Source organism: Bacteroides sp. AM07-18 (assembly GCF_003602695.1).
Classification (GTDB): Bacteria; Bacteroidota; Bacteroidia; order Bacteroidales; family Bacteroidaceae; genus Bacteroides; species Bacteroides uniformis.
This window is the reverse complement of the sequence record NZ_QTLM01000002.1, coordinates 325,971-344,804: the sequence shown is the minus strand read 5'-3', so window position 1 is coordinate 344,804 and position 18,834 is coordinate 325,971. Positions and strand designations below refer to the sequence as shown.

Below are 18,834 nucleotides of genomic sequence, written 5' to 3'. Positions count from 1 at the left end.
AAAGGTGAAAGGTAAAACTTTCAAATTTTAATTAAATAGTATACGGAAGCGGGTCAATCCATCGCTGTAGGTACGCAGGGAGAACGTGCAACCATGACGGCTCAAAACTTCCCGGATAAACACCAGGCCAATTCCCTGCCCGTTCGGCTTGGTGGAAAAGAAGGGGCTGAAGAGTTTAGCTTCGGTCTCTTTACTTATCCCCGGACCATTGTCAACGACTTCGACAGAAGCGGGGGCAGTGGTCCTTACTATTATCTCACCTTGCTGTCCGTTTTCTCCGGCGTCCCCCTCTATACTTTCGGCGGCATTCTTGATGATATTCACAAGCACCTGCTCAAAAAGAGAAGCATCCATACGCACCATTCCCACCTCCGGGTCGCATTCCAGACGTAGCTCTATATTGCGGTCATTGCACATTCCTTCCATGAAACGCTTGCACATGGACACCAACTCATTCAGTTGGACGGGTGCCAGGGTAGGTTCAGGTATCTTTACCACATCTGCAAAACGGGTAATGAAACGGCTCATCGAGAAACAACGCTCCGTACAGACGCGCATCACGTCGCAGATGTCCTCCATATCATCTTCTGTAGAAAGTGCCTGCTCCACTGTATCGAGTGTGGAAGTGATGCCCGCAGTGGTATTGTTCACTTCATGAGCTATCATGCGGATTACCTTTTCATAGGCACGCTTCTCGGCACGCATCACTTCTTCCGTCATACGCTCTATCAAGAAAAAAGGATGTTTGAACCCTCTGTCAATAAAAGAAGAATGGGTGCATTTATAAATATTCGCATCATTGAGACGGACCACCGCCGTCTCGTCTTTGGGAATAGACGAAAGTTCGGCAGCCAACGGGGAGTCCATCTGGTCCAGCCGTTTTGTCATCGCCTCCTCCATACGGACACCGAGCATCTTTACCGCCATCGGATTCAGTTGCGACACTTCATCGTCCATTGTCAGGATAATAACCCCCATTGGAGATGCCTGAATCAACAAATCCAAGAAGTGATTCTGCTCGCGCATGCGCAACCGTTCATTCTTGAGCTGCTCCATCATTCGGTTAAAGATATTCACAATGCGGTCTGCCTCGTACTGCCCTACCCGGCTGAGACGACTACTGAAATCCTGCTCGCGCAGCAACTCCATACCGCTGCCTATGGTGTTCATCGGCTTCACTATCTTATTATAGAATACTATCAGATAGATAAGGATAAACCCGATGAGCCCCTCCAATACGTACAGATACAAAGAAGGCTTTCCACTCAGCAGATATACCAGCATTCCACCCAGACCGAGCAGAAAAAGGACGAGTATGAAGAAAAAGAATTTTATGCGCACGGGACTTGAATATTATATTTTTCCAAACGTCTGTAAAGCGCAGCGCGGCTGATGCCTAATGACACTGCCACTTGACTGAGATTCCCTTTATGCTGTTCCAACGCCTGCAAGATAGTCTGCCGCTCTATTTCATCCAAGGTCATACCTGCAAAAGAAGTACCTTCGGCAGCTTTGGCCGGTTCGTCGTGACGCAGATATTGGGCATCGAAATCCGTGGCATCCAGCACCGGCTTGCCGCTGACCAGAATGGTACGCTCCACCAGATTCTTCAACTCACGAATGTTGCCCGGATAAGGCAGGCGGGAAAGGAAATTCAGAGCGTCGGCCGAGAAATCCGTACGCGGCAAGCCGTTCACCTCTGCCTGACGGTCGGCAAAATGACGTGCCAGCAAAGGTATATCCTCACGGCGCTCCCGCAAGGAGGGCAGTTTTACGGTAATCAGGTTGATACGGTAAAAAAGGTCTTCACGGAAAGTACGTTCGGACACCATCTTGCGGAGGTCTGCATTAGTGGCGGACACAACGCGCACATCGACTTTGCGGGGACGGCTATCGCCCAGCACTTCGAATGTCTGGTCTTGAAGCACGCGCAGCAGTTTCACCTGGCAGGAAGGGTCGAGGTCACCAATCTCGTCGAGGAAGATAGTACCTTTATTTGCCATTTCAAAACGCCCTATACGGTCGGCGCTGGCATCGGTAAACGCCCCTTTCTTATGGCCGAACATCTCGCTCTCGAACAAGCTCTGCGAGATGCCACCAAGGTTCACCTTAACAAAGGGCTGCTTCACGCGTTGGCTGTTGATATGGATGGCTTCGGCAATCAGCTCCTTGCCCGTTCCGCTTTCGCCCGTAATCAGCACCGAAGCATTGGTACGGGCTATGCGGGCCACTGTGTTCAACACTTCCATCAACCCTTTGGACTTACCTATAATATGGCTGCGATTCAATGCGGTAGTCTGTTCTTCCGGCACCTCTTTCGGGGCGGCCGTAAGCTCAAGGGCCGTCTCGATGCGCTGCAAAAGAGCAGCATTGTTCCAAGGCTTGGTTATGAAATCGAATGCGCCGGCCTGCATACCCTGCACGGCAAGCTGGATACTTCCCCATGCCGTCATCAAAATAACGGGCACATCGGGACGGAACACCTTTACCTGCTTCAATAAGGTAAGTCCCTCTTCTCCGGTAGTGGAAAGAGTGAAGTTCATATCCATCAAAATCAAGGCGGGAGCTTCGGCCCTCACTATGTCCATAGCTTCGCGAGGACTTGGAGCCGTTTTCACCTCATATCCGGCACGCTTCAGCATAAAGCTGAGGGAAGAGCGCACAGCACTATCGTCGTCTATTATCAGTATCATAAAAATTGTAGTTTGTTTCCCGCAAAAATAAGTAAAAAAGCAGAGTTATGAATGATAAGTTATAAGTTATTTACCTATAATATCGCATATACGGTACTTTTACCGGCAAATAACTCATAACTTATCACTTGCAACCCGTCGACTTATCCTCTTACCACCTCTTCAAAATCAGCTTCCAATTCCGTATCGCGTTCAAAATCCCAAAGGGTCAAGCTGCGGAGCTGATAGAAGTAATACCAATAGTAGTACAGCTCTGAAATATGCTTTTGACGGGCTTCGTCTTTAGAGTTCTGTGCATCGTTCAGGTCCAGGGTGCTGATTTTACCTATCATAAAGGTCTCTACACTGGTCTTGTAACGCTTCTCAGCAATGACATCCGCCTCTTCGGCTATGTCCAGCTGTTGCGCCTGGTTGTTGAAGTTAGCCACCAGCAAAAAGATGTCCTGGTTAAAGTCCATCTGTTCCTGACGGATTCTGGACAAGACCACTTCACGGTTGCTCTTTGCCACCCTTACCTTGCCGCGGCGCTTGCCCCAGTCAAGGATAGGAATCTTGACGCCTACCTGCACAATCTGATTATCAAGCAAGTCCCGGTAGGCTGAAGAGAATTCATGGTTCTGCCCCGTATAGCCCACACTGGCAAAGAGGTCGATGCTGCGCAAGTTTCCGCGTGCCGTTGCCACTTCATAATCAGCTTCGAGCTGGCGGCGGCGAATGTTCTGTGCAAAGGAGTTGCGTTCCAGTGCCTTGTTCAGCACACGGTCATACTCCATCTTTATATCGGGAACAGTGGCGGGCAACACCGGATTCAGGCTTTCCTGCTCGGACACCCCGAGGAAAGAACGGAGCTGGAACATTTTTGCATTCAGGTTGCTCTCTGCCTCAGTCACGTCGGCCTTGCCCTGCAATGAATTCAGTTTAAGCTGCAACAAATCATTCTCGGATATCTGTCCCATTTTACGTTTGGCTATGGCCACTTCATAAAGGCGGTCGGCATTCGTCTTGTTCTGCATGGCGGTAGCGAGCGATTCTTTGGCCAGCAGCAACTCAAAGAAATAAGTGATGGTTTTCATCGTCACCTCTTCCGTAGCTGAAATGAACTCGGCCTTTGCCTCGGCATAGCGTACGGGCTCTATACGGCGGTTCCACTTCAAGGTATTCACTCCGAAGACCGGCTGCGTCAACTCCAGGCTCACGGGGACTGACATGAACTGCTTCGCTCCTCCGGAACCCAGTTGTTTGAGATAATCCAGCGAAGAAGTCAGTGACAGCTTACCCCCCGTAAACCAAATGTTCTGGTCTACCGAAAGCTGTCCGGACAGCCCCAGTGTATTGTTGCGAACAAAGCTATAGGAGCCGTCGGAATTCTGGTAGGTACTGTAGGACTTGTTATAGTTGGGTAGTGTACCGGTGAAATTCACTTCCGGCAACAAGTCCGCACGGAATGTACGGTATTCCCAATACGCGGTTTTCAATTCATTCAATGCCACAGCAGCATCCACAGACTGCGTACGGGCCAGTACAATGGCCTCCGACAGCGTAATATTGCGTTCATGTCCCAAAGTATCATTCTGCGCCATGGTTGCCAACGGCATCAAAAAACAAACTGCAAGTAAAATATTCTTTTTCATGTTCAATCTTTAAAATTGTCGCAAACAGAAAAGCAAAGAGTGTGCCAAGTGGCCGGAAAGGTTTCATAGAGGGGTAAGTGTTCATTTTCGGACAGTGGGGATGTCCGTTAGCGGACGATATCAAGAAAACAACCGGTCTCTATCTAAAGTCTGAAAAAATCCTTCTAAAGTTCAATTAACCATTAATTAATTGATGAAAAATTTCTTTATTAAGGAAGAATTCTCTTTCTTTGTGCTGCTTTATACCTTTATTAAAAAGGATACAATACTAACATTAATTTATATAGTTATGAAGATTTCACACATTGAGCATCTGGGCATTGCCGTTAAGAGCATTGAAGAAGCCCTTCCGTACTACGAAAACGTTTTAGGTTTGAAATGCTACAACATCGAAACCGTGGAAGATCAGAAAGTTAGAACCGCTTTCCTGAAAGTGGGCGATGTAAAGATCGAATTGTTGGAACCTACTTCTCCCGAAAGCACAATTGCCAAGTTCATCGAAAAGAACAACGGTAACGGTGGCATGCATCATCTGGCATTTACCGTTGAAGACGGAGTGGCCGGTGCGCTTGCCGAAGTCGAAGAAAAAGGTATCCGCCTTATAGACAAAGCTCCCCGCAAAGGTGCAGAAGGTCTGAACATTGCATTCCTGCATCCGAAGTCAACTCTCGGTGTCCTGACCGAGCTTTGCGAGAAACCGGAATAAGCAAGACTGTAAAATCATCAAATCATAAATTGTATAAACACTTAAAGAATATAAATTCATGAGTAATCAACTTGAAAAGATTAAAGAGCTTATAGACCGCCGCGCTGCAGCACGTCTCGGTGGTGGTGAAAAAGCGATTGCAAAGCAACACGAGAAGGGTAAATATACAGCTCGCGAGCGCATAGCCATGCTTCTCGACGAAGGCAGTTTCGAAGAAATGGACATGTTCGTAGAACATAGATGCACCAACTTCGGCATGGAAAAGAAACACTACCCCGGTGACGGTGTAGTAACCGGTTGCGGTACAATCGAAGGCCGTCTGGTTTATATCTTCGCACAGGACTTCACAGTTTCTGCCGGTTCACTGTCCGAAACCATGTCTCTGAAAATCTGTAAGATTATGGACCAAGCCATGAAAATGGGTGCTCCGTGTATCGGTATCAACGACTCGGGCGGTGCACGTATTCAGGAAGGTATTAATGCCTTGGCTGGCTACGCTGAAATCTTCCAACGTAACATACTTGCTTCGGGTGTCATTCCGCAGATTTCCGGTATTTTCGGTCCTTGTGCCGGTGGCGCCGTTTACTCTCCTGCCTTGACAGACTTTACTTTGATGATGGAAGGTACATCCTACATGTTCCTTACCGGTCCGAAGGTAGTAAAGACTGTAACCGGAGAAGACGTAAGCCAGGAAAACCTGGGTGGCGCGAGCGTTCACTCCACCAAATCTGGTGTTACTCATTTTACTGCACAGACAGAAGAAGAAGGTTTGGCTCTTATCCGCAAACTGTTGAGCTACATTCCCCAGAACAACCTGGAAGAAGCTCCCTATGTAGACTGTACAGACCCTATCGACCGTCTGGAAGATTCCCTGAACGACATCATTCCTGATAACCCGAACAAGCCGTACGATATGTACGAGGTAATTGGTGCTATCATAGATAATGGTGAGTTCCTCGAAATCCAAAAAGATTATTCAAAGAATATCATTATTGGTTTCGCACGTTTCAACGGACAGTCCGTAGGTATTGTTGCCAACCAGCCGAAGTATCTGGCAGGTGTGCTCGACAGCAACGCATCCCGCAAGGGCGCACGCTTCGTCCGTTTCTGCGACGCCTTCAATATTCCTATCGTATCATTGGTAGACGTACCGGGATTCCTTCCGGGAACCGGCCAGGAGTACAACGGCGTCATCCTGCACGGTGCCAAACTGCTGTATGCATACGGTGAAGCTACTGTACCCAAGGTTACCATCACACTGCGTAAATCCTACGGTGGTTCGCACATCGTGATGAGCTGTAAGCAGCTGCGTGGCGACATGAATTATGCTTGGCCTACTGCTGAAATCGCTGTAATGGGTGGTGCAGGTGCTGTAGAAGTATTATATGCCCGCGAAGCCAAAGAGCAGGAAAATCCGGCTCAATTCCTGGCTGAAAAAGAGGCTGAATACACCAAGTTGTTTGCCAATCCTTATAATGCAGCTAAATATGGCTACATTGATGATGTTATCGAACCGCGTAACACACGTTTCCGCATCATTCGTGCCCTGCAACAGTTGCAAACCAAGAAATTGACTAACCCGGCTAAGAAGCATGGTAATATTCCCTTGTAATCAAGCTTTTCACACTAAAACAAGAACGATTATGAATAAAACAAAAATCGGAATATTCCTTTCATTGATGCTGGTGTTGGGCTTTTGCTCTTCTTGCAAAGAACAGAAATCGAACAACAAACTGCTGCTGAATGAAGTGCTGGTCAACAACGAGAGCAACTATCAGGATGACTACGGTGTGCACAGCGCATGGATTGAAATATTCAACAGATCATACGGCAGCGCCGACCTTGCAGGTTGCTATCTGAAATTCAGCAGCCAGCCGGGTGATACTGCCAGTTATTTCATTCCCAAAGGTGACGTTCTGACACTCATAAAACCACGTCAGCATGCACTTTTCTGGGCTGATGGAGAACCAAGACGCGGTACATTTCATACGAACTTCAAACTGGATGCCACAAATGCCAACTGGATTGGGTTGTATGATTCCGGCAAGAAATTGCTTGATCAAGTCATAGTGCCTGCCGGTACTTTAAAAGCCAACCAATCCTATGCCCGTGTCAGTGATGCAGCCGACCAATGGGAAGTAAAGGGTGGAAGCGAAGATAAATATGTCACTCCGAGTACCAACAACAAGACTATCGACAGCAATGCCAAAATGGAAAAATTCGAAGAGCATGACAGCGTAGGTATCGGTATGGCTATTTCTGCCATGAGCGTTGTATTCTGCGGGCTGATATTACTCTACATCTCCTTCAAGATTATAGGTAAAATATCAGTTAACCTCAGCAAACGCAATGCCATGAAAGCTAAAGGTATTACTGATAAACAAGAAGCAAAAGAGAAACAACTGGGGCAGGCTCCGGGAGAAGTTTTTGCTGCCATTTCAATGGCCATGCACGAATTCCAAAGCGATGTACACGATGTGGAAGACACGATACTTACCATTACCCGTGTAAAACGCAGTTACTCACCGTGGAGTTCAAAGATTTATACGTTGCGTGAGACTCCTCACAAAAAGTAAGTCACCCATAATAAAATAAAACGATGAAAGAATATAAATATAAAATTAACGGTAACGTATATAAAGTTGCCATTGGAGATATTGAAGACAACATCGCTCATGTAGAAGTGAACGGTACTCCCTACAAAGTTGAAATGGAAAAAGCACCGAAGGTAGTCGTTAAACCGGTAGCACGTCCGGCAGCCACATCCGCTCCTGCTGCTCCTGCTACTCCGGTAGTAAAACCGGCCGCTGCTTCTACCGGCAAGTCAGGTGTAAAATCTCCGCTTCCCGGTGTAATCCTCGATATCAAAGTAAATGTCGGCGATACAGTAAAGAAGGGACAAGTTATCATCATTTTGGAAGCCATGAAGATGGAAAACAATATCAATGCTGATAAAGACGGTAAGATTACAGCCATCAATGTAAACAAAGGGGACTCTGTTCTCGAAGGTACTGACCTCGTAATTATTGAATAATATGGGAGAATTTATCACATTTTTAGGAAACAACCTTGCCGACTTCTGGACTTATACAGGTTTTGCCAATGCAACGGTAGGACATGTGGTAATGCTTCTGGTAGGTTTGTTTTTCATATACTTGGCTGTAGCCAAGGAATTTGAGCCGATGCTATTAATTCCTATCGGTTTCGGTATGCTGATTGGTAATATACCTTTCAATATGGAAGCCGGATTGAAAGTTGGTATCTATGAAGAAGGTTCCGTACTTAATATTCTGTACCAGGGAGTAACCTCCGGTTGGTACCCGCCACTCATATTCCTGGGTATCGGTGCCATGACGGATTTCTCTGCTTTGATATCGAACCCCAAATTAATGTTGGTTGGTGCAGCAGCCCAATTCGGTATATTCGGTGCTTATATGATTGCCCTTGCCATAGGATTTGACCCGATGCAGGCTGGTGCAATCGGTATCATTGGTGGTGCCGATGGTCCGACTGCCATCTTCCTCTCTTCCAAACTGGCTCCTAACTTAATGGGTGCCATTGCGGTATCAGCCTATTCATATATGGCATTAGTACCGGTGATACAGCCGCCTATTATGCGTTGGCTGACCAGTAAAAATGAACGTCTTATCCGTATGAAACCTCCCCGTGTGGTTTCACATACGGAAAAAGTAATGTTCCCGATTATCGGTTTGTTACTAACCACATTCCTTGTACCATCCGGTCTGCCTTTGCTGGGTATGCTGTTCTTCGGTAATTTACTGAAAGAAAGTGGAGTTACACGTCGTCTGGCAAACACAGCCAGTGGTCCGCTGATTGATACCATTACTATTCTGCTTGGTTTGACAGTAGGTGCTTCTACGCAAGCATCCGAGTTCTTAACCCTTGATTCAATCAAGATATTCGGTCTGGGCGCCTTATCATTTGTCATTGCCACAGCATCCGGTGTCATCTTCGTGAAGATTTTCAACCTCTTCCTGAAGAAAGGCAACAAGATTAATCCGTTGATCGGTAATGCCGGTGTATCTGCCGTACCCGACTCTGCACGTATCTCCCAAGTAGTAGGTCTGGAATACGATCCTACCAACTATCTGCTGATGCATGCCATGGGCCCGAACGTTGCCGGTGTAATCGGTTCCGCTGTAGCAGCAGGTATCCTGCTGGGATTCTTAATGTAATACATTTATTCATTCCGTTATCCGGCTTGAATTCTGAACTATTTTAGAGCCCCTTCATTTTTGGAGGGGCTTTTTCGTTAATCTATCTAAAACAGATTACGATTATTTCGTAAATACATTCTTTTTAGTAACTTGCAGTCAGTTTAACCTCATATAAATGATATACTGTATGCGAAAGCTTTTTATCTCCTTATGTTTCAGTGCATGCTGTTCGCTTCTGGCGGCACAGACCACAAATCCCATTCAAGAGGCGATGGCCAACTACGATTATGAAACAGCCTTGATGCTGATCGATCAAGAAACCCCGACCGTCCCCCTACTCTACCAAAAAGGGAAAGCGCTGAAAGGGCTGGGCAATAACCTTGAAGCTCTGAGCGTATTTCAGGAAGTCGTAGCTCAGGATTCTCTCAATCCCCGGGCATACATTGAAGCTGCCGAATGCTGCAAATCACTTGCCAAATATAGCGAGGCACTGGATTACTACCAGAATGCGCTCCACATAAATCCGGACAATAAATACGCACGCATCCAGTATATCAGTCTGCTGATGAACATGAAGAGATACCGTGAGTCTCTAAAGGAAAGCAACCTGCTGGCAGAAAGGGACAGTTCCGCCTATGTACTACACCTTAGAGCCGAAAGTATGGGGCAAGTCTATGACAACACAGAAATCATGCATGTGATAGATGCCTACCTGGACATACAGAAAAGATATCCCAATGATTACCTGTCTGCTGCCAAACTCGGCAACATCTATGTAGCAGGCCACCAGTATGAAGACGCCATAAGCATAACGGAGAAATACCGTTCCATAGACTCCACCAACGTCCTTGTGAACCGCATCAATGCCCAAGCCTATTGCCTGAACAAAGATTACCCCAAAGCAATAGAAAGATATGAACAACTGTTACAGGAAAAAGACAGTTCTTTCCAAACCTGCTTCTACGCCGGAATCAGCTATTATGCCCTCGAAGACTTCTACCCAGCACACGACCTGCTGGAAAGGGCTCTTAAAGATGACAATACCAACATCAACGTTCTCTATTATCTGGGACGCGCCTGCTCCAAGACATCATGGAAAGAGGATGGAGTGACTTATCTGGAAACTGCCGTAAGCCTCGCCATGCCCAGCGACAGTGTCATGTCCCGCCTATATGTGGGGCTTGCGGACTGCTACAAGATGGCATTTCAATACACCGACCAGGCGAATACCCTTCTGACACAATACGAAAAATACGACCGGCAGAAACACAAACTGCTCTACGACGCAGCCTTTATCTATTATTACTATCTGAAAGATGCGTCCAAAGCAGAGAGATACCTAACGGCCTACCTGAAAACCCGTCCGAAAAACAGCAAGGACAAAGTGCAGGAAGTAGATGCGGACGGAGTTCCCATCATCGGAGAAGACAACCGATACAATGCCGCCGAAAACTGGCTGAAGGACATCAGAGAAAAGCGCAAGAAAGAGGACTTCTTCAAGGGAAAGGTCGATACCGCCAGCGTAACCCCCATCAAATAGCCCAATGAAAACGTTTGCATAATATAATAAAGTACAGTAACGGAGAAAGATTAACTTTCTCCGTTATTTGTTTTAAATTAGCGCAAAAATTAACCGTAAAGTTACTATCATGAAAAAAGTATTCTTAATCTTGGGAACACTCTTACTCTCCCTCAGTACGTATGCAGCTATGAATGTGAACAAAATCGACCCTCCGTTTTGGTACACCGGCATGCAGAACCCGGAACTCCAGCTGATGGTCTATGGCGAAGGCATCGGCAACGCGGCAGTATCCGTCAATTATCCTGGCGTCTCATTGAGCAGCACCGTCAAGCTGGAAAGCAACAACTACCTCCTGGTCTATCTGAAACTGGACAAGGATGTAAAACCCGGCAAATTCAACCTCACCTTCACTGAAGGAAAAAAGAAACTCGTAAAGGAATATGAACTGAAGGCACGCAACAAGAAAGGTTGCGAACATAAAGGTTTCGACGCCTCCGACGCACTGTACCTGCTGATGCCCGACCGCTTTGCCAATGGCAATCCGGACAATGACCAGATTGCGGGCATGGCCGAGTACAAGATAGACCGCAATGACCCCAATGCACGCCACGGCGGTGACCTTGCCGGCATCGAACAACACCTGGACTACTTCTCCGACCTCGGCGTCACAGCCCTCTGGTTTACTCCGGTACTGGAAAACAACATGACCGGCGGTTCCTATCACGGCTATGCCACCACAGACTACTACAAGGTAGACCCGCGCTTCGGTACCAACGAAGAATACAAGCAACTGATTGAAAAAGCCCATGCACGCGGCATCAAAATCGTAATGGACATGATTTTCAACCACTGCGGCGTAGAGCATGTATGGATTAAGGACATGCCCTCCAAAGATTGGTTCAACAACCCCGACCACGAAAACAACTTCGTGCAGACCTCCTTCAAACTGACCCCGCACGTAGACCCTTATACTTCCCAGTACGATGCCGACCAGATGAACGACGGCTGGTTCGTACCTTCCATGCCCGACCTCAACCAGAAGAACCCTCACGTTTACCGCTACCTGGTACAGAACAGTTTCTGGTGGATTGAATTCGCCAACATCGACGGCATCCGCATGGACACTTACCCGTATGCCGACTATGATGCCATGAGCAACTGGATGAAAGAGCTCAACGAAGAATATCCCAACTACAACACCGTGGGCGAGACCTGGGTTACCGAACCCGCCTACACCGCCTGGTGGCAGAAGGATTCCAAGCTATCAGCCCCCAAGAACAGTAACCTCAAGACCGTTATGGACTTCAGCTTCTTTGACAAGATAAACACCGCCAAGAATGAACAGACCGAGACTTGGTTCAAGGGACTGGACCGCATATACAATAACTTCGTATACGACTTCCTCTACCCCAACCCCGCTTCCGTACTGGCATTCATCGAAAACCACGACACCGACCGCTTCCTGGGCGAAGGCAACAACCTTCCGATGCTGAAGCAAGCCTCTACCCTGCTGCTTACCACCCGCCGCATTCCGCAACTCTACTACGGAACGGAAGTCATGATGAATGGCGTGAAGAGCAAGAGCGACGGCTATGTCCGCAAGGACTTCCCCGGCGGATGGACCGGTGACGCAACAAACGCACTGACCCCAGCCGGACGTACCAAAATACAGAACGAGTGCTACGACTTCTACAAGACCATCCTGAACTGGCGCAAAGGAAACGATGTGATTGCCAAAGGCAGCATGGTGCAGTTCATGGTACAGAATGGTGTTTATGCCTACGCACGCCAGTACGAAGGCAAGACGGTATTCGTGATGCTGAACGGTACAGATGCAGAGACCACCGTTCCTTTGAAATTCTACAAGGAAATCCTGAAAAACAGCAAGCAGGGAAAAGATATTCTTAGCGGCAAGGCCATCACCTTCGGTGAAGAGCTGAAGATGGGCCCCAGAGAATCATTAGTGATAGAATTATAACGCGCACTCCACACAGAGAGCTCATTCTTGCAAATATCCCTTGCAGATAGCTAGCAGACACCTCGCCTGCCAGCCATCTGCAAGGGATTTTTAGTATGGAATAGGTGTCACGGGGATATGCTTTTCACCGGTCTCAAATATAGCTAATCTGTTAGTTCATAACGGTGAACACTTTGTTCCAGTATAGAGAAACAAAGTGTTCGGATATGTAGAAACAAAGTGTTCTTACGTATTGGAACGAAGTGTTTTTGCATATTGGAACAAAGTGTTCTCTTTATTGAAACAAACTGTTCAGTTAAGGGAAACAGACTGTTTTGTTAAAGGAAACAGACTGTTGTACACGTTGAAACATCCGCTTCTGAAATAAGCGGCGAACTTAACCATCCCACAACACCGGCCTATATACAACAAGTCAGCCCTTGCAACATCAATATTGCAAGGGCTGACGCTATATTCGGATTATCTTTCGATTAGTCCAGTTGAGCCAATTTGTTCTCTGAACCAAGCACGTTGATGATTTTATGCTTGTACAGTTTTTCCATATTGTCACGAGCCGGACCCAGATACTTACGCGGGTCGAATTCTGCCGGTTTTTCAGCAAATGTCTTGCGGATAGCAGCTGTCATAGCCAGACGTGAGTCAGAGTCGATGTTGATTTTGCAAACAGCAGACTTGGCAGCCTTACGCAACTGCTCTTCGGGGATACCGATAGCAGCTTCCAGCTTACCACCATACTTGTTGATAGTATCAACTTCTTCCTGAGGAACTGAAGAAGAACCGTGAAGAACGATGGGGAATCCCGGAAGTTTCTCCATTACAGCATCCAGAACGGCAAATTCCAGAGGAGGAGGAACCAGACGACCGGTAGCAGGGTCAACGTGGCATTGTTCGGGTTTGAACTTGTATGCACCGTGAGAAGTACCGATTGAGATAGCCAGTGAATCGCAACCTGTACGGGTAGCGAAGTCAATAACTTCTTCAGGATTAGTATATGTATGGTGTTCTGCAGAAACTTCATCTTCTACACCGGCCAATACACCGAGTTCGCCTTCTACAGTTACGTCGAACTGATGAGCATAATCAACTACCTTCTTAGTCAGTGCAACGTTTTCTTCGTACGGAAGGTGTGAACCGTCAATCATTACTGAAGAGAAACCAGAGTCGATACAGCTCTTGCAAGTTTCGAATGTATCTCCGTGGTCGAGGTGAAGAACAATTTCAGGATGTTTGCAACCCAATTCCTTAGCGTACTCAACAGCACCCTGAGCCATGTAACGCAACAGAGTAGCGTTGGCATACTGACGGGCACCCTTAGATACCTGAAGAATAACCGGAGACTTTGTTTCAACTGCAGCCTTGATGATAGCCTGCATCTGTTCCATATTGTTGAAGTTGAATGCCGGAATAGCATATCCACCTTTGATAGCCTTAGCAAACATCTCTCTTGTGTTTACCAGTCCTAAATCTTTGTAATTAACCATTTTGTTTAAATTTTATTGTTAGTGAATTAAAATTCTACGCAAAAGTAATCATTATCCTTTAAAGTAAAGAACTTGAGAGGAATAAAATATCCGGCTCATCCTACCAAATCCATTCTATTTTAAAGCTATTGGCTTCATTTAACAGATTATTGTAATCTCTATATTACAAACTCTTTGCATTTATCTCTGCCAGCCATACTTTTGCCATCTATACTTCTATCAACAAAAAAGCCGGAGAACATGTTTGCTCTCCGGCATCTGTTTACACATTATTATGTAATACTAATTTTTCAGATAGATGATGGTCGGCAAATGGTCACTGTAACCGTTCAGCCAAGTCCTGCCCCCATGCGTACGCAAGGGGGAACCTTTGTATTTGCCATCCTGCTGAATCAGATAATCGCGGATGAAAACTTCATTGTGATCATAGCGCAACCCTTTCTTAGCCTTCAGCAACGGTTTCGAAATGACAATCTGGTCAAACAAGTTCCACTTGCCCCGATAGAGCAATGTCCCCACTCCCTTGTCTTCCAGTGTCTCCCACCAGGGATTGTAGAATTCGCCTTTCTTCACCTGCTTCGGATATTTGCGTGCACCCAGCACCTTCATGCTTTCATCCATCGGGTCGTCATTCATATCCCCCATCACGATGAGTTTCAGCTTCTTGTCGCTACGCATCAGAGAGTCCTTCAAGGCCTTTACCTGCCTGGCTGCATGCACACGCACCGGTGACTTTGCCCCACGGGAGGGCCAGTGGTTCACTATCACGCAGACACGCTCTCCCGCCAGTTGCCCGTCCACAATCAGGAAGCCGCGCGTCAAGTGCAGCGTATCCCCCTCAAAAGGAGTAGAAAGCACCAACTTTGAGTGGGTAACGCTAAACTGCTTCGGGTCGTACAGCAAGGCACAGTCTATACCCCGTCTGTCCGGTCCTTCATAATGCACGAACTCATAATTGGAAATGGCCGGCTGCTTCACGAGGTCTTCCAGCACCCGGCTGTTCTCCGCCTCTGCCACACCGATGAATGCCGGACCTTCCGGCACTAAATCACGCGAAAGGGAACCCAACACTTTGGAAAGGTTCTGCAGCTTGGACTCATACTTCTTTGCCGTCCATTGGTAACTGCCGTCGGGCAGGAACTCATAGTCATTCTTACCTGCATCATGAATCGTATCAAACAAGTTCTCAAGATTGTAGAACGCAACACTATACAGTTTCCGTTCCGCATTTTGTGCCCCCAGCGTTGCCACGCACAGCCAGAAAGAGCATAAGACAAGTAGTTTCCTCATAAATTCACAAGATTAAGTCCTGCAAAAATCAGAAATAAAATGCGATAAACCTACTAAATAAAAATAAATCTGAATTTATTTTGTAGAGTCTCCAACTTGCACTATCTTTGCGCTCTGAAAAGAAGACCATTACACTATTTATTACCAAAATAGTAACAGAATATAAATTTTTAAAAGAAAATATCAAAATGAAAAAAGGTATTCATCCTGAAAATTACCGTCCGGTAGTATTTAAAGATATGTCAAATGGTGATGTATTCTTGTCTCGTTCCACTTGCAACACGAAAGAGACTATCGAATTCGAAGGTGAAACTTATCCGCTGGTAAAGCTGGAAATCTCCAGCACTTCTCACCCGTTCTACACAGGTAAGTCTAAGCTGGTTGACACTGCCGGTCGTGTTGATAAGTTCATGAGCCGTTACGGTAACCGTAAGAAATAATCAGTTTCAAGCAAACTGAAAAAAGGGAGTCTTTCACTGAAAGGTTCCCTTTTTTGTTTCCGCCTCCCACTGCAGGACCGATAAATAGGGAATCTCCTATCACAGAATAGGGAAAAAAACGAGAAAGGAGAAAAACACTTCCCTATTTTTGTATCATCAAAACCGAAAACATATACTAATCATGAAACGACTCGCCACCCTATTCATCCTGACAATCCTTGTCGCAACGGCAGGATTTGCCAAGCCCAAAAAGTACAAAGATTTAAGCGGAAACATCGCTGTCAAAGGAGAATTGACAAAAGAGTACCGGCAATCTCCCGCCGGTACACCGGTCATTATCCGCCGGGTTGTCAAAATGAAGAATCCCGGTGAAAGCAGCAACAACATTTGCTATGCTGTCGAAATGAACGGCATACAAGAGACCATTCCTTTGAATGAGATGGGGCACATTGCCATATCCGCTCCGCAAACCGACCGGGAATTCTGGCAGCAGATATACTTGAAAAACCATCTTTACGAATATTTCAGCGACCGCGGCTACAAGCACAAACTGCGCCAGGAAATCGACGAAGAGTGCCTGGAGTATCTCGACAAACTGAATGAGATAGCCTATCAGGAAGATTACATCGTTTCGTACGTGCAGGGAGTGTTCTCCAAGTTGAACGCCACCACCATTGACAGCAATCGCGGGGAGAGTCTGAACATACGTATCATCCAGTCGCCCGAACCAGATGCCTTCATGCTTCCCAACGGCTCCATGGTTATCAGTACGGGCCTCCTCTGCACTCTTGATTCCGAAGACGAACTGGCCGCCGTCATCGCATGTGAGCTGGGACATTTCGTCCTCGACCATCAGGTAAACAACATTTACCGTGCCGAGCGGCGTGCCAAGCGTGCAGCTTTTTGGGCAGATGTCTTTGCCACTACCGCCAGTGCAGCCCTCGATGTGGCCTACTGGGACGATAATGAAGATGCTTATGCCGTCAGTCTGGTGGCAGATATCGGAGCCATCGCTTCCCTTTTGAGCATTCCGGCAACGGACCGGTTGGGGATGAAATACAAAACTTCCCAGGAAATCTCTTCAGACCGCCTTGCGCGCCAACTTCTGGCATTCAAGGGATATAATCCCGACGGAATCGCATCGGCCCTCGGTAAAATTATAGGGTATTACAACCTGCACCAACGCAACAAGGACATTCCTCGCTACGGCAGCATCGGCAACCTGCAAAAGCGTATAGAAAAGGCCGGTGAATCCCATAGCCTGAGTGCCCGCCCCTACCTACGGACCACCAGCGATGTCGTTTCTTTCAACGCAAGTATGAACTACGCCAACAAGCGCTATAAGGAAACTGCCCGGCTGATACGCAAGAACATTGACAACAGACTAGCCACAGACAATGACTACATCATCCTGGTAAAAGCGGAAATGGCACTGTCTAATACGGAAGAAGTGAACAACCGCTGCCTCGCCATGCTTGATAAAGCCCAGGAGATGGCAGGAACAAGCCCCAATCTGGACATATATAAACAAAAAATACTATTATTGATGCGCATGAACAAACAAGCCCAAGCCGCCGATATACTGAAAGAATATATCACCTTGCTTTCGGCCTACGAAGGCCAGGGCATAGAAGGAACCGAAAAGGAATGGACCAATAAAGAGATAGGTTGGGCAAACCAAATGCTGGACAGGATAAGCAGAATATAGAGAAAGGAATAACTAAGAATGAAGAATTTGACTGCGCGATGATGCCGCATGACAAATTCTTCATTCTTCTTATTTTAGTTATTCATTCAAATTACTGTTTGCGGAACGGCGGCTTCACAACCACAGCTTTCAGCTTACGTCCCCGCATGTCAATGCAGATTTCCGTACCGACTTTGCTGTACTCGGGTCTGATATACCCCATTCCGATACCAATCTTGCGGGTAGGCGACATAGTTCCGGAGGTAACCACACCGATGGCAGTACCGTCTGTACTATACAGCTCGTAACCATGACGGGGGATACCGCGGTCTATCATTTCAAATCCCACCAACTTACGGGTAGTGCCTTCCGCTTTCTGTTTTTCCAGCATCGGGCGATTGGTGAAGTTCTTTCCCTCCACAAACTTGGTAATCCATCCTAAACCCGCTTCAATGGGCGAAGTGGTGTCATCCAAATCATTGCCATACAAACAGAAGCCCATTTCCAGACGAAGCGTATCGCGCGCACCCAGACCAACCGGCTTAATGCCGAACTCCGCGCCTGCCTCGAACACGGCATCCCAGATCTTCATGGCAGCCTCCGGATAGAAGTAAAGCTCAAAACCACCCGCACCGGTATATCCGGTATTGGAGATAATGACATCCTTTTCTCCGGCAAACTCACCGTGGGTAAAAGTATAGTAAGGAAGGTCGGAAAGATTGATGGAAGTCAGTTTCTGCAACGTCTGAATAGCCTTCGGTCCTTGCACAGCAAGCTGTGCCATGTGGTCGGAAGCATTTTCCAATTCAGCGCCTTCCGTGTTATGAGACACACACCAGTTCCAGTCTTTCTCAATGTTCGACGCATTCACGACAAGCAGGTATTTCTCCGGCTCATAATGATAGACCAGAAGGTCGTCTACAATGCCTCCGTTGTCATTGGGGAAGCAGGTATACTGTACTTTCCCAGGTGTGAGGGCAGCTACGTTATTGGAAGTCACTTTCTGCAGAAAGTCCAAAGCATGGGGACCTTTCACCCAGAATTCTCCCATGTGTGAGACGTCGAATACACCGACACCCTGACATACTGTAAGATGTTCGTCAATGATGCCGGAATACTCGATAGGCATATTATATCCCGCAAACTCGTGCATCTTGGCACCCAGCGAGATGTGTTTTTCGGTAAACGGAGTGGTTTTCATGGAACTATTAGAGTTATGAGTTATGAA

General features: G+C 47.0%; 15 protein-coding genes. 9 read left to right on the top strand and 6 right to left on the bottom strand.

Translation table 11 applies throughout. From position 1 onward, the window contains the following. Positions 1-27: 27 nt before the first annotated feature. From DW096_RS05005 to DW096_RS04995, 3 genes are all read right to left on the bottom strand, one after another. Positions 28-1,341 carry a PAS domain-containing sensor histidine kinase gene (locus DW096_RS05005; RefSeq protein ID WP_008663734.1) on the bottom strand — a complete coding sequence of 438 codons (1,314 nt, stop codon included), beginning with the start codon at positions 1,339-1,341 and terminating at the stop codon, positions 28-30. Then, complete coding sequence (locus tag DW096_RS05000; RefSeq protein WP_009036791.1) at positions 1,332-2,693, bottom strand: sigma-54 dependent transcriptional regulator; 1,362 nt, start codon at positions 2,691-2,693, stop codon at positions 1,332-1,334. The genes DW096_RS05005 and DW096_RS05000 overlap by 10 nt, the downstream gene beginning before the upstream one ends. 143 nt (positions 2,694-2,836) lie before the next feature. Next, complete coding sequence (locus DW096_RS04995; RefSeq protein ID WP_005826781.1) at positions 2,837-4,324, bottom strand: TolC family protein; 1,488 nt, start codon at positions 4,322-4,324, stop codon at positions 2,837-2,839. 289 nt (positions 4,325-4,613) lie between these two features. On the opposite strand from DW096_RS04995, the gene mce reads away from it, so the two are divergent. The 7 genes from mce (at position 4,614) to DW096_RS04960 (ending at position 12,708) form a co-directional block, all read left to right on the top strand. Then, positions 4,614-5,030, top strand: a complete 417-nt coding sequence (gene mce, locus DW096_RS04990) for a methylmalonyl-CoA epimerase (RefSeq protein ID WP_118930938.1) — start codon at positions 4,614-4,616, stop codon at positions 5,028-5,030. A gap of 58 nt (positions 5,031-5,088) precedes the next feature. Continuing rightward, positions 5,089-6,642, top strand: coding sequence for an acyl-CoA carboxylase subunit beta (locus DW096_RS04985; protein ID WP_005826784.1), 1,554 nt, complete (start codon positions 5,089-5,091; stop codon positions 6,640-6,642). Positions 6,643-6,673: 31 nt separating this feature from the next. Beyond that, the gene (locus DW096_RS04980) at positions 6,674-7,606 is read left to right on the top strand and encodes an OadG family transporter subunit (protein ID WP_008663742.1); all 933 of its coding nucleotides are present in this window, start codon (positions 6,674-6,676) and stop codon (positions 7,604-7,606) included. Positions 7,607-7,629: 23 nt separating this feature from the next. Continuing rightward, entirely contained in the window at positions 7,630-8,064 is a 435-nt protein-coding gene (locus DW096_RS04975) for a biotin/lipoyl-containing protein (RefSeq protein WP_005826788.1), read from the top strand. A gap of 1 nt (position 8,065) precedes the next feature. Then, positions 8,066-9,226 (top strand): sodium ion-translocating decarboxylase subunit beta, encoded by a 1,161-nt coding sequence (locus tag DW096_RS04970; protein ID WP_005826789.1) that lies wholly within the window; start codon positions 8,066-8,068, stop codon positions 9,224-9,226. A 169-nt stretch (positions 9,227-9,395) separates the two neighbouring features. Further along, the gene (locus DW096_RS04965; RefSeq protein ID WP_119958014.1) at positions 9,396-10,748 is read left to right on the top strand and encodes a lipopolysaccharide assembly protein LapB; all 1,353 of its coding nucleotides are present in this window, start codon (positions 9,396-9,398) and stop codon (positions 10,746-10,748) included. A gap of 109 nt (positions 10,749-10,857) precedes the next feature. Then, the gene (locus tag DW096_RS04960) at positions 10,858-12,708 is read left to right on the top strand and encodes a glycoside hydrolase family 13 protein (protein WP_119958013.1); all 1,851 of its coding nucleotides are present in this window, start codon (positions 10,858-10,860) and stop codon (positions 12,706-12,708) included. A 470-nt stretch (positions 12,709-13,178) separates the two neighbouring features. Here DW096_RS04960 and DW096_RS04955 read toward each other — a convergent pair whose 3' ends face one another. Together DW096_RS04955 and DW096_RS04950 are read right to left on the bottom strand one after the other, a co-directional pair. Continuing rightward, positions 13,179-14,189 (bottom strand): class II fructose-bisphosphate aldolase, encoded by a 1,011-nt coding sequence (locus DW096_RS04955; RefSeq protein ID WP_005826798.1) that lies wholly within the window; start codon positions 14,187-14,189, stop codon positions 13,179-13,181. 282 nt (positions 14,190-14,471) lie between these two features. Then, positions 14,472-15,479 (bottom strand): endonuclease, encoded by a 1,008-nt coding sequence (locus DW096_RS04950; RefSeq protein WP_061411187.1) that lies wholly within the window; start codon positions 15,477-15,479, stop codon positions 14,472-14,474. 188 nt (positions 15,480-15,667) lie between these two features. Between DW096_RS04950 and DW096_RS04945 the strand changes: the two genes are divergently transcribed. Continuing rightward, on the top strand, positions 15,668-15,919 hold the full coding sequence (locus DW096_RS04945) for a type B 50S ribosomal protein L31 (protein ID WP_005835945.1): 252 nt from the start codon (positions 15,668-15,670) through the stop codon (positions 15,917-15,919). A gap of 181 nt (positions 15,920-16,100) precedes the next feature. Further along, complete coding sequence (locus DW096_RS04940; protein WP_044467724.1) at positions 16,101-17,627, top strand: M48 family metallopeptidase; 1,527 nt, start codon at positions 16,101-16,103, stop codon at positions 17,625-17,627. Positions 17,628-17,718: 91 nt separating this feature from the next. Here DW096_RS04940 and gcvT read toward each other — a convergent pair whose 3' ends face one another. Next, a complete protein-coding gene (gene gcvT / locus DW096_RS04935; protein ID WP_117713579.1) occupies positions 17,719-18,807 on the bottom strand; it encodes a glycine cleavage system aminomethyltransferase GcvT in 1,089 nt (362 codons plus the stop codon). Positions 18,808-18,834 lie beyond the last annotated feature (27 nt).

What these genes read in the sequence shown, in the direction of transcription:
- DW096_RS04985 (WP_005826784.1), top strand. Translation starts at nt 5,089, where the DNA reads ATGAGTAATCAACTTGAAAAGATTAAAGAGCTTATAGACCGCCGCGCT.
- DW096_RS04975 (WP_005826788.1), top strand. Translation starts at nt 7,630, where the DNA reads ATGAAAGAATATAAATATAAAATTAACGGTAACGTATATAAAGTTGCC.
- DW096_RS04995 (WP_005826781.1), bottom strand. Translation starts at nt 4,324, where the DNA reads ATGAAAAAGAATATTTTACTTGCAGTTTGTTTTTTGATGCCGTTGGCA.
- gcvT (WP_117713579.1), bottom strand. Translation starts at nt 18,807, where the DNA reads ATGAAAACCACTCCGTTTACCGAAAAACACATCTCGCTGGGTGCCAAG.
- DW096_RS04970 (WP_005826789.1), top strand. Translation starts at nt 8,066, where the DNA reads ATGGGAGAATTTATCACATTTTTAGGAAACAACCTTGCCGACTTCTGG.
- DW096_RS04960 (WP_119958013.1), top strand. Translation starts at nt 10,858, where the DNA reads ATGAAAAAAGTATTCTTAATCTTGGGAACACTCTTACTCTCCCTCAGT.
- DW096_RS04940 (WP_044467724.1), top strand. Translation starts at nt 16,101, where the DNA reads ATGAAACGACTCGCCACCCTATTCATCCTGACAATCCTTGTCGCAACG.
- mce (WP_118930938.1), top strand. Translation starts at nt 4,614, where the DNA reads ATGAAGATTTCACACATTGAGCATCTGGGCATTGCCGTTAAGAGCATT.
- DW096_RS04955 (WP_005826798.1), bottom strand. Translation starts at nt 14,189, where the DNA reads ATGGTTAATTACAAAGATTTAGGACTGGTAAACACAAGAGAGATGTTT.
- DW096_RS04965 (WP_119958014.1), top strand. Translation starts at nt 9,396, where the DNA reads ATGCGAAAGCTTTTTATCTCCTTATGTTTCAGTGCATGCTGTTCGCTT.
- DW096_RS04950 (WP_061411187.1), bottom strand. Translation starts at nt 15,479, where the DNA reads ATGAGGAAACTACTTGTCTTATGCTCTTTCTGGCTGTGCGTGGCAACG.
- DW096_RS05000 (WP_009036791.1), bottom strand. Translation starts at nt 2,693, where the DNA reads ATGATACTGATAATAGACGACGATAGTGCTGTGCGCTCTTCCCTCAGC.
- DW096_RS04980 (WP_008663742.1), top strand. Translation starts at nt 6,674, where the DNA reads ATGAATAAAACAAAAATCGGAATATTCCTTTCATTGATGCTGGTGTTG.
- DW096_RS04945 (WP_005835945.1), top strand. Translation starts at nt 15,668, where the DNA reads ATGAAAAAAGGTATTCATCCTGAAAATTACCGTCCGGTAGTATTTAAA.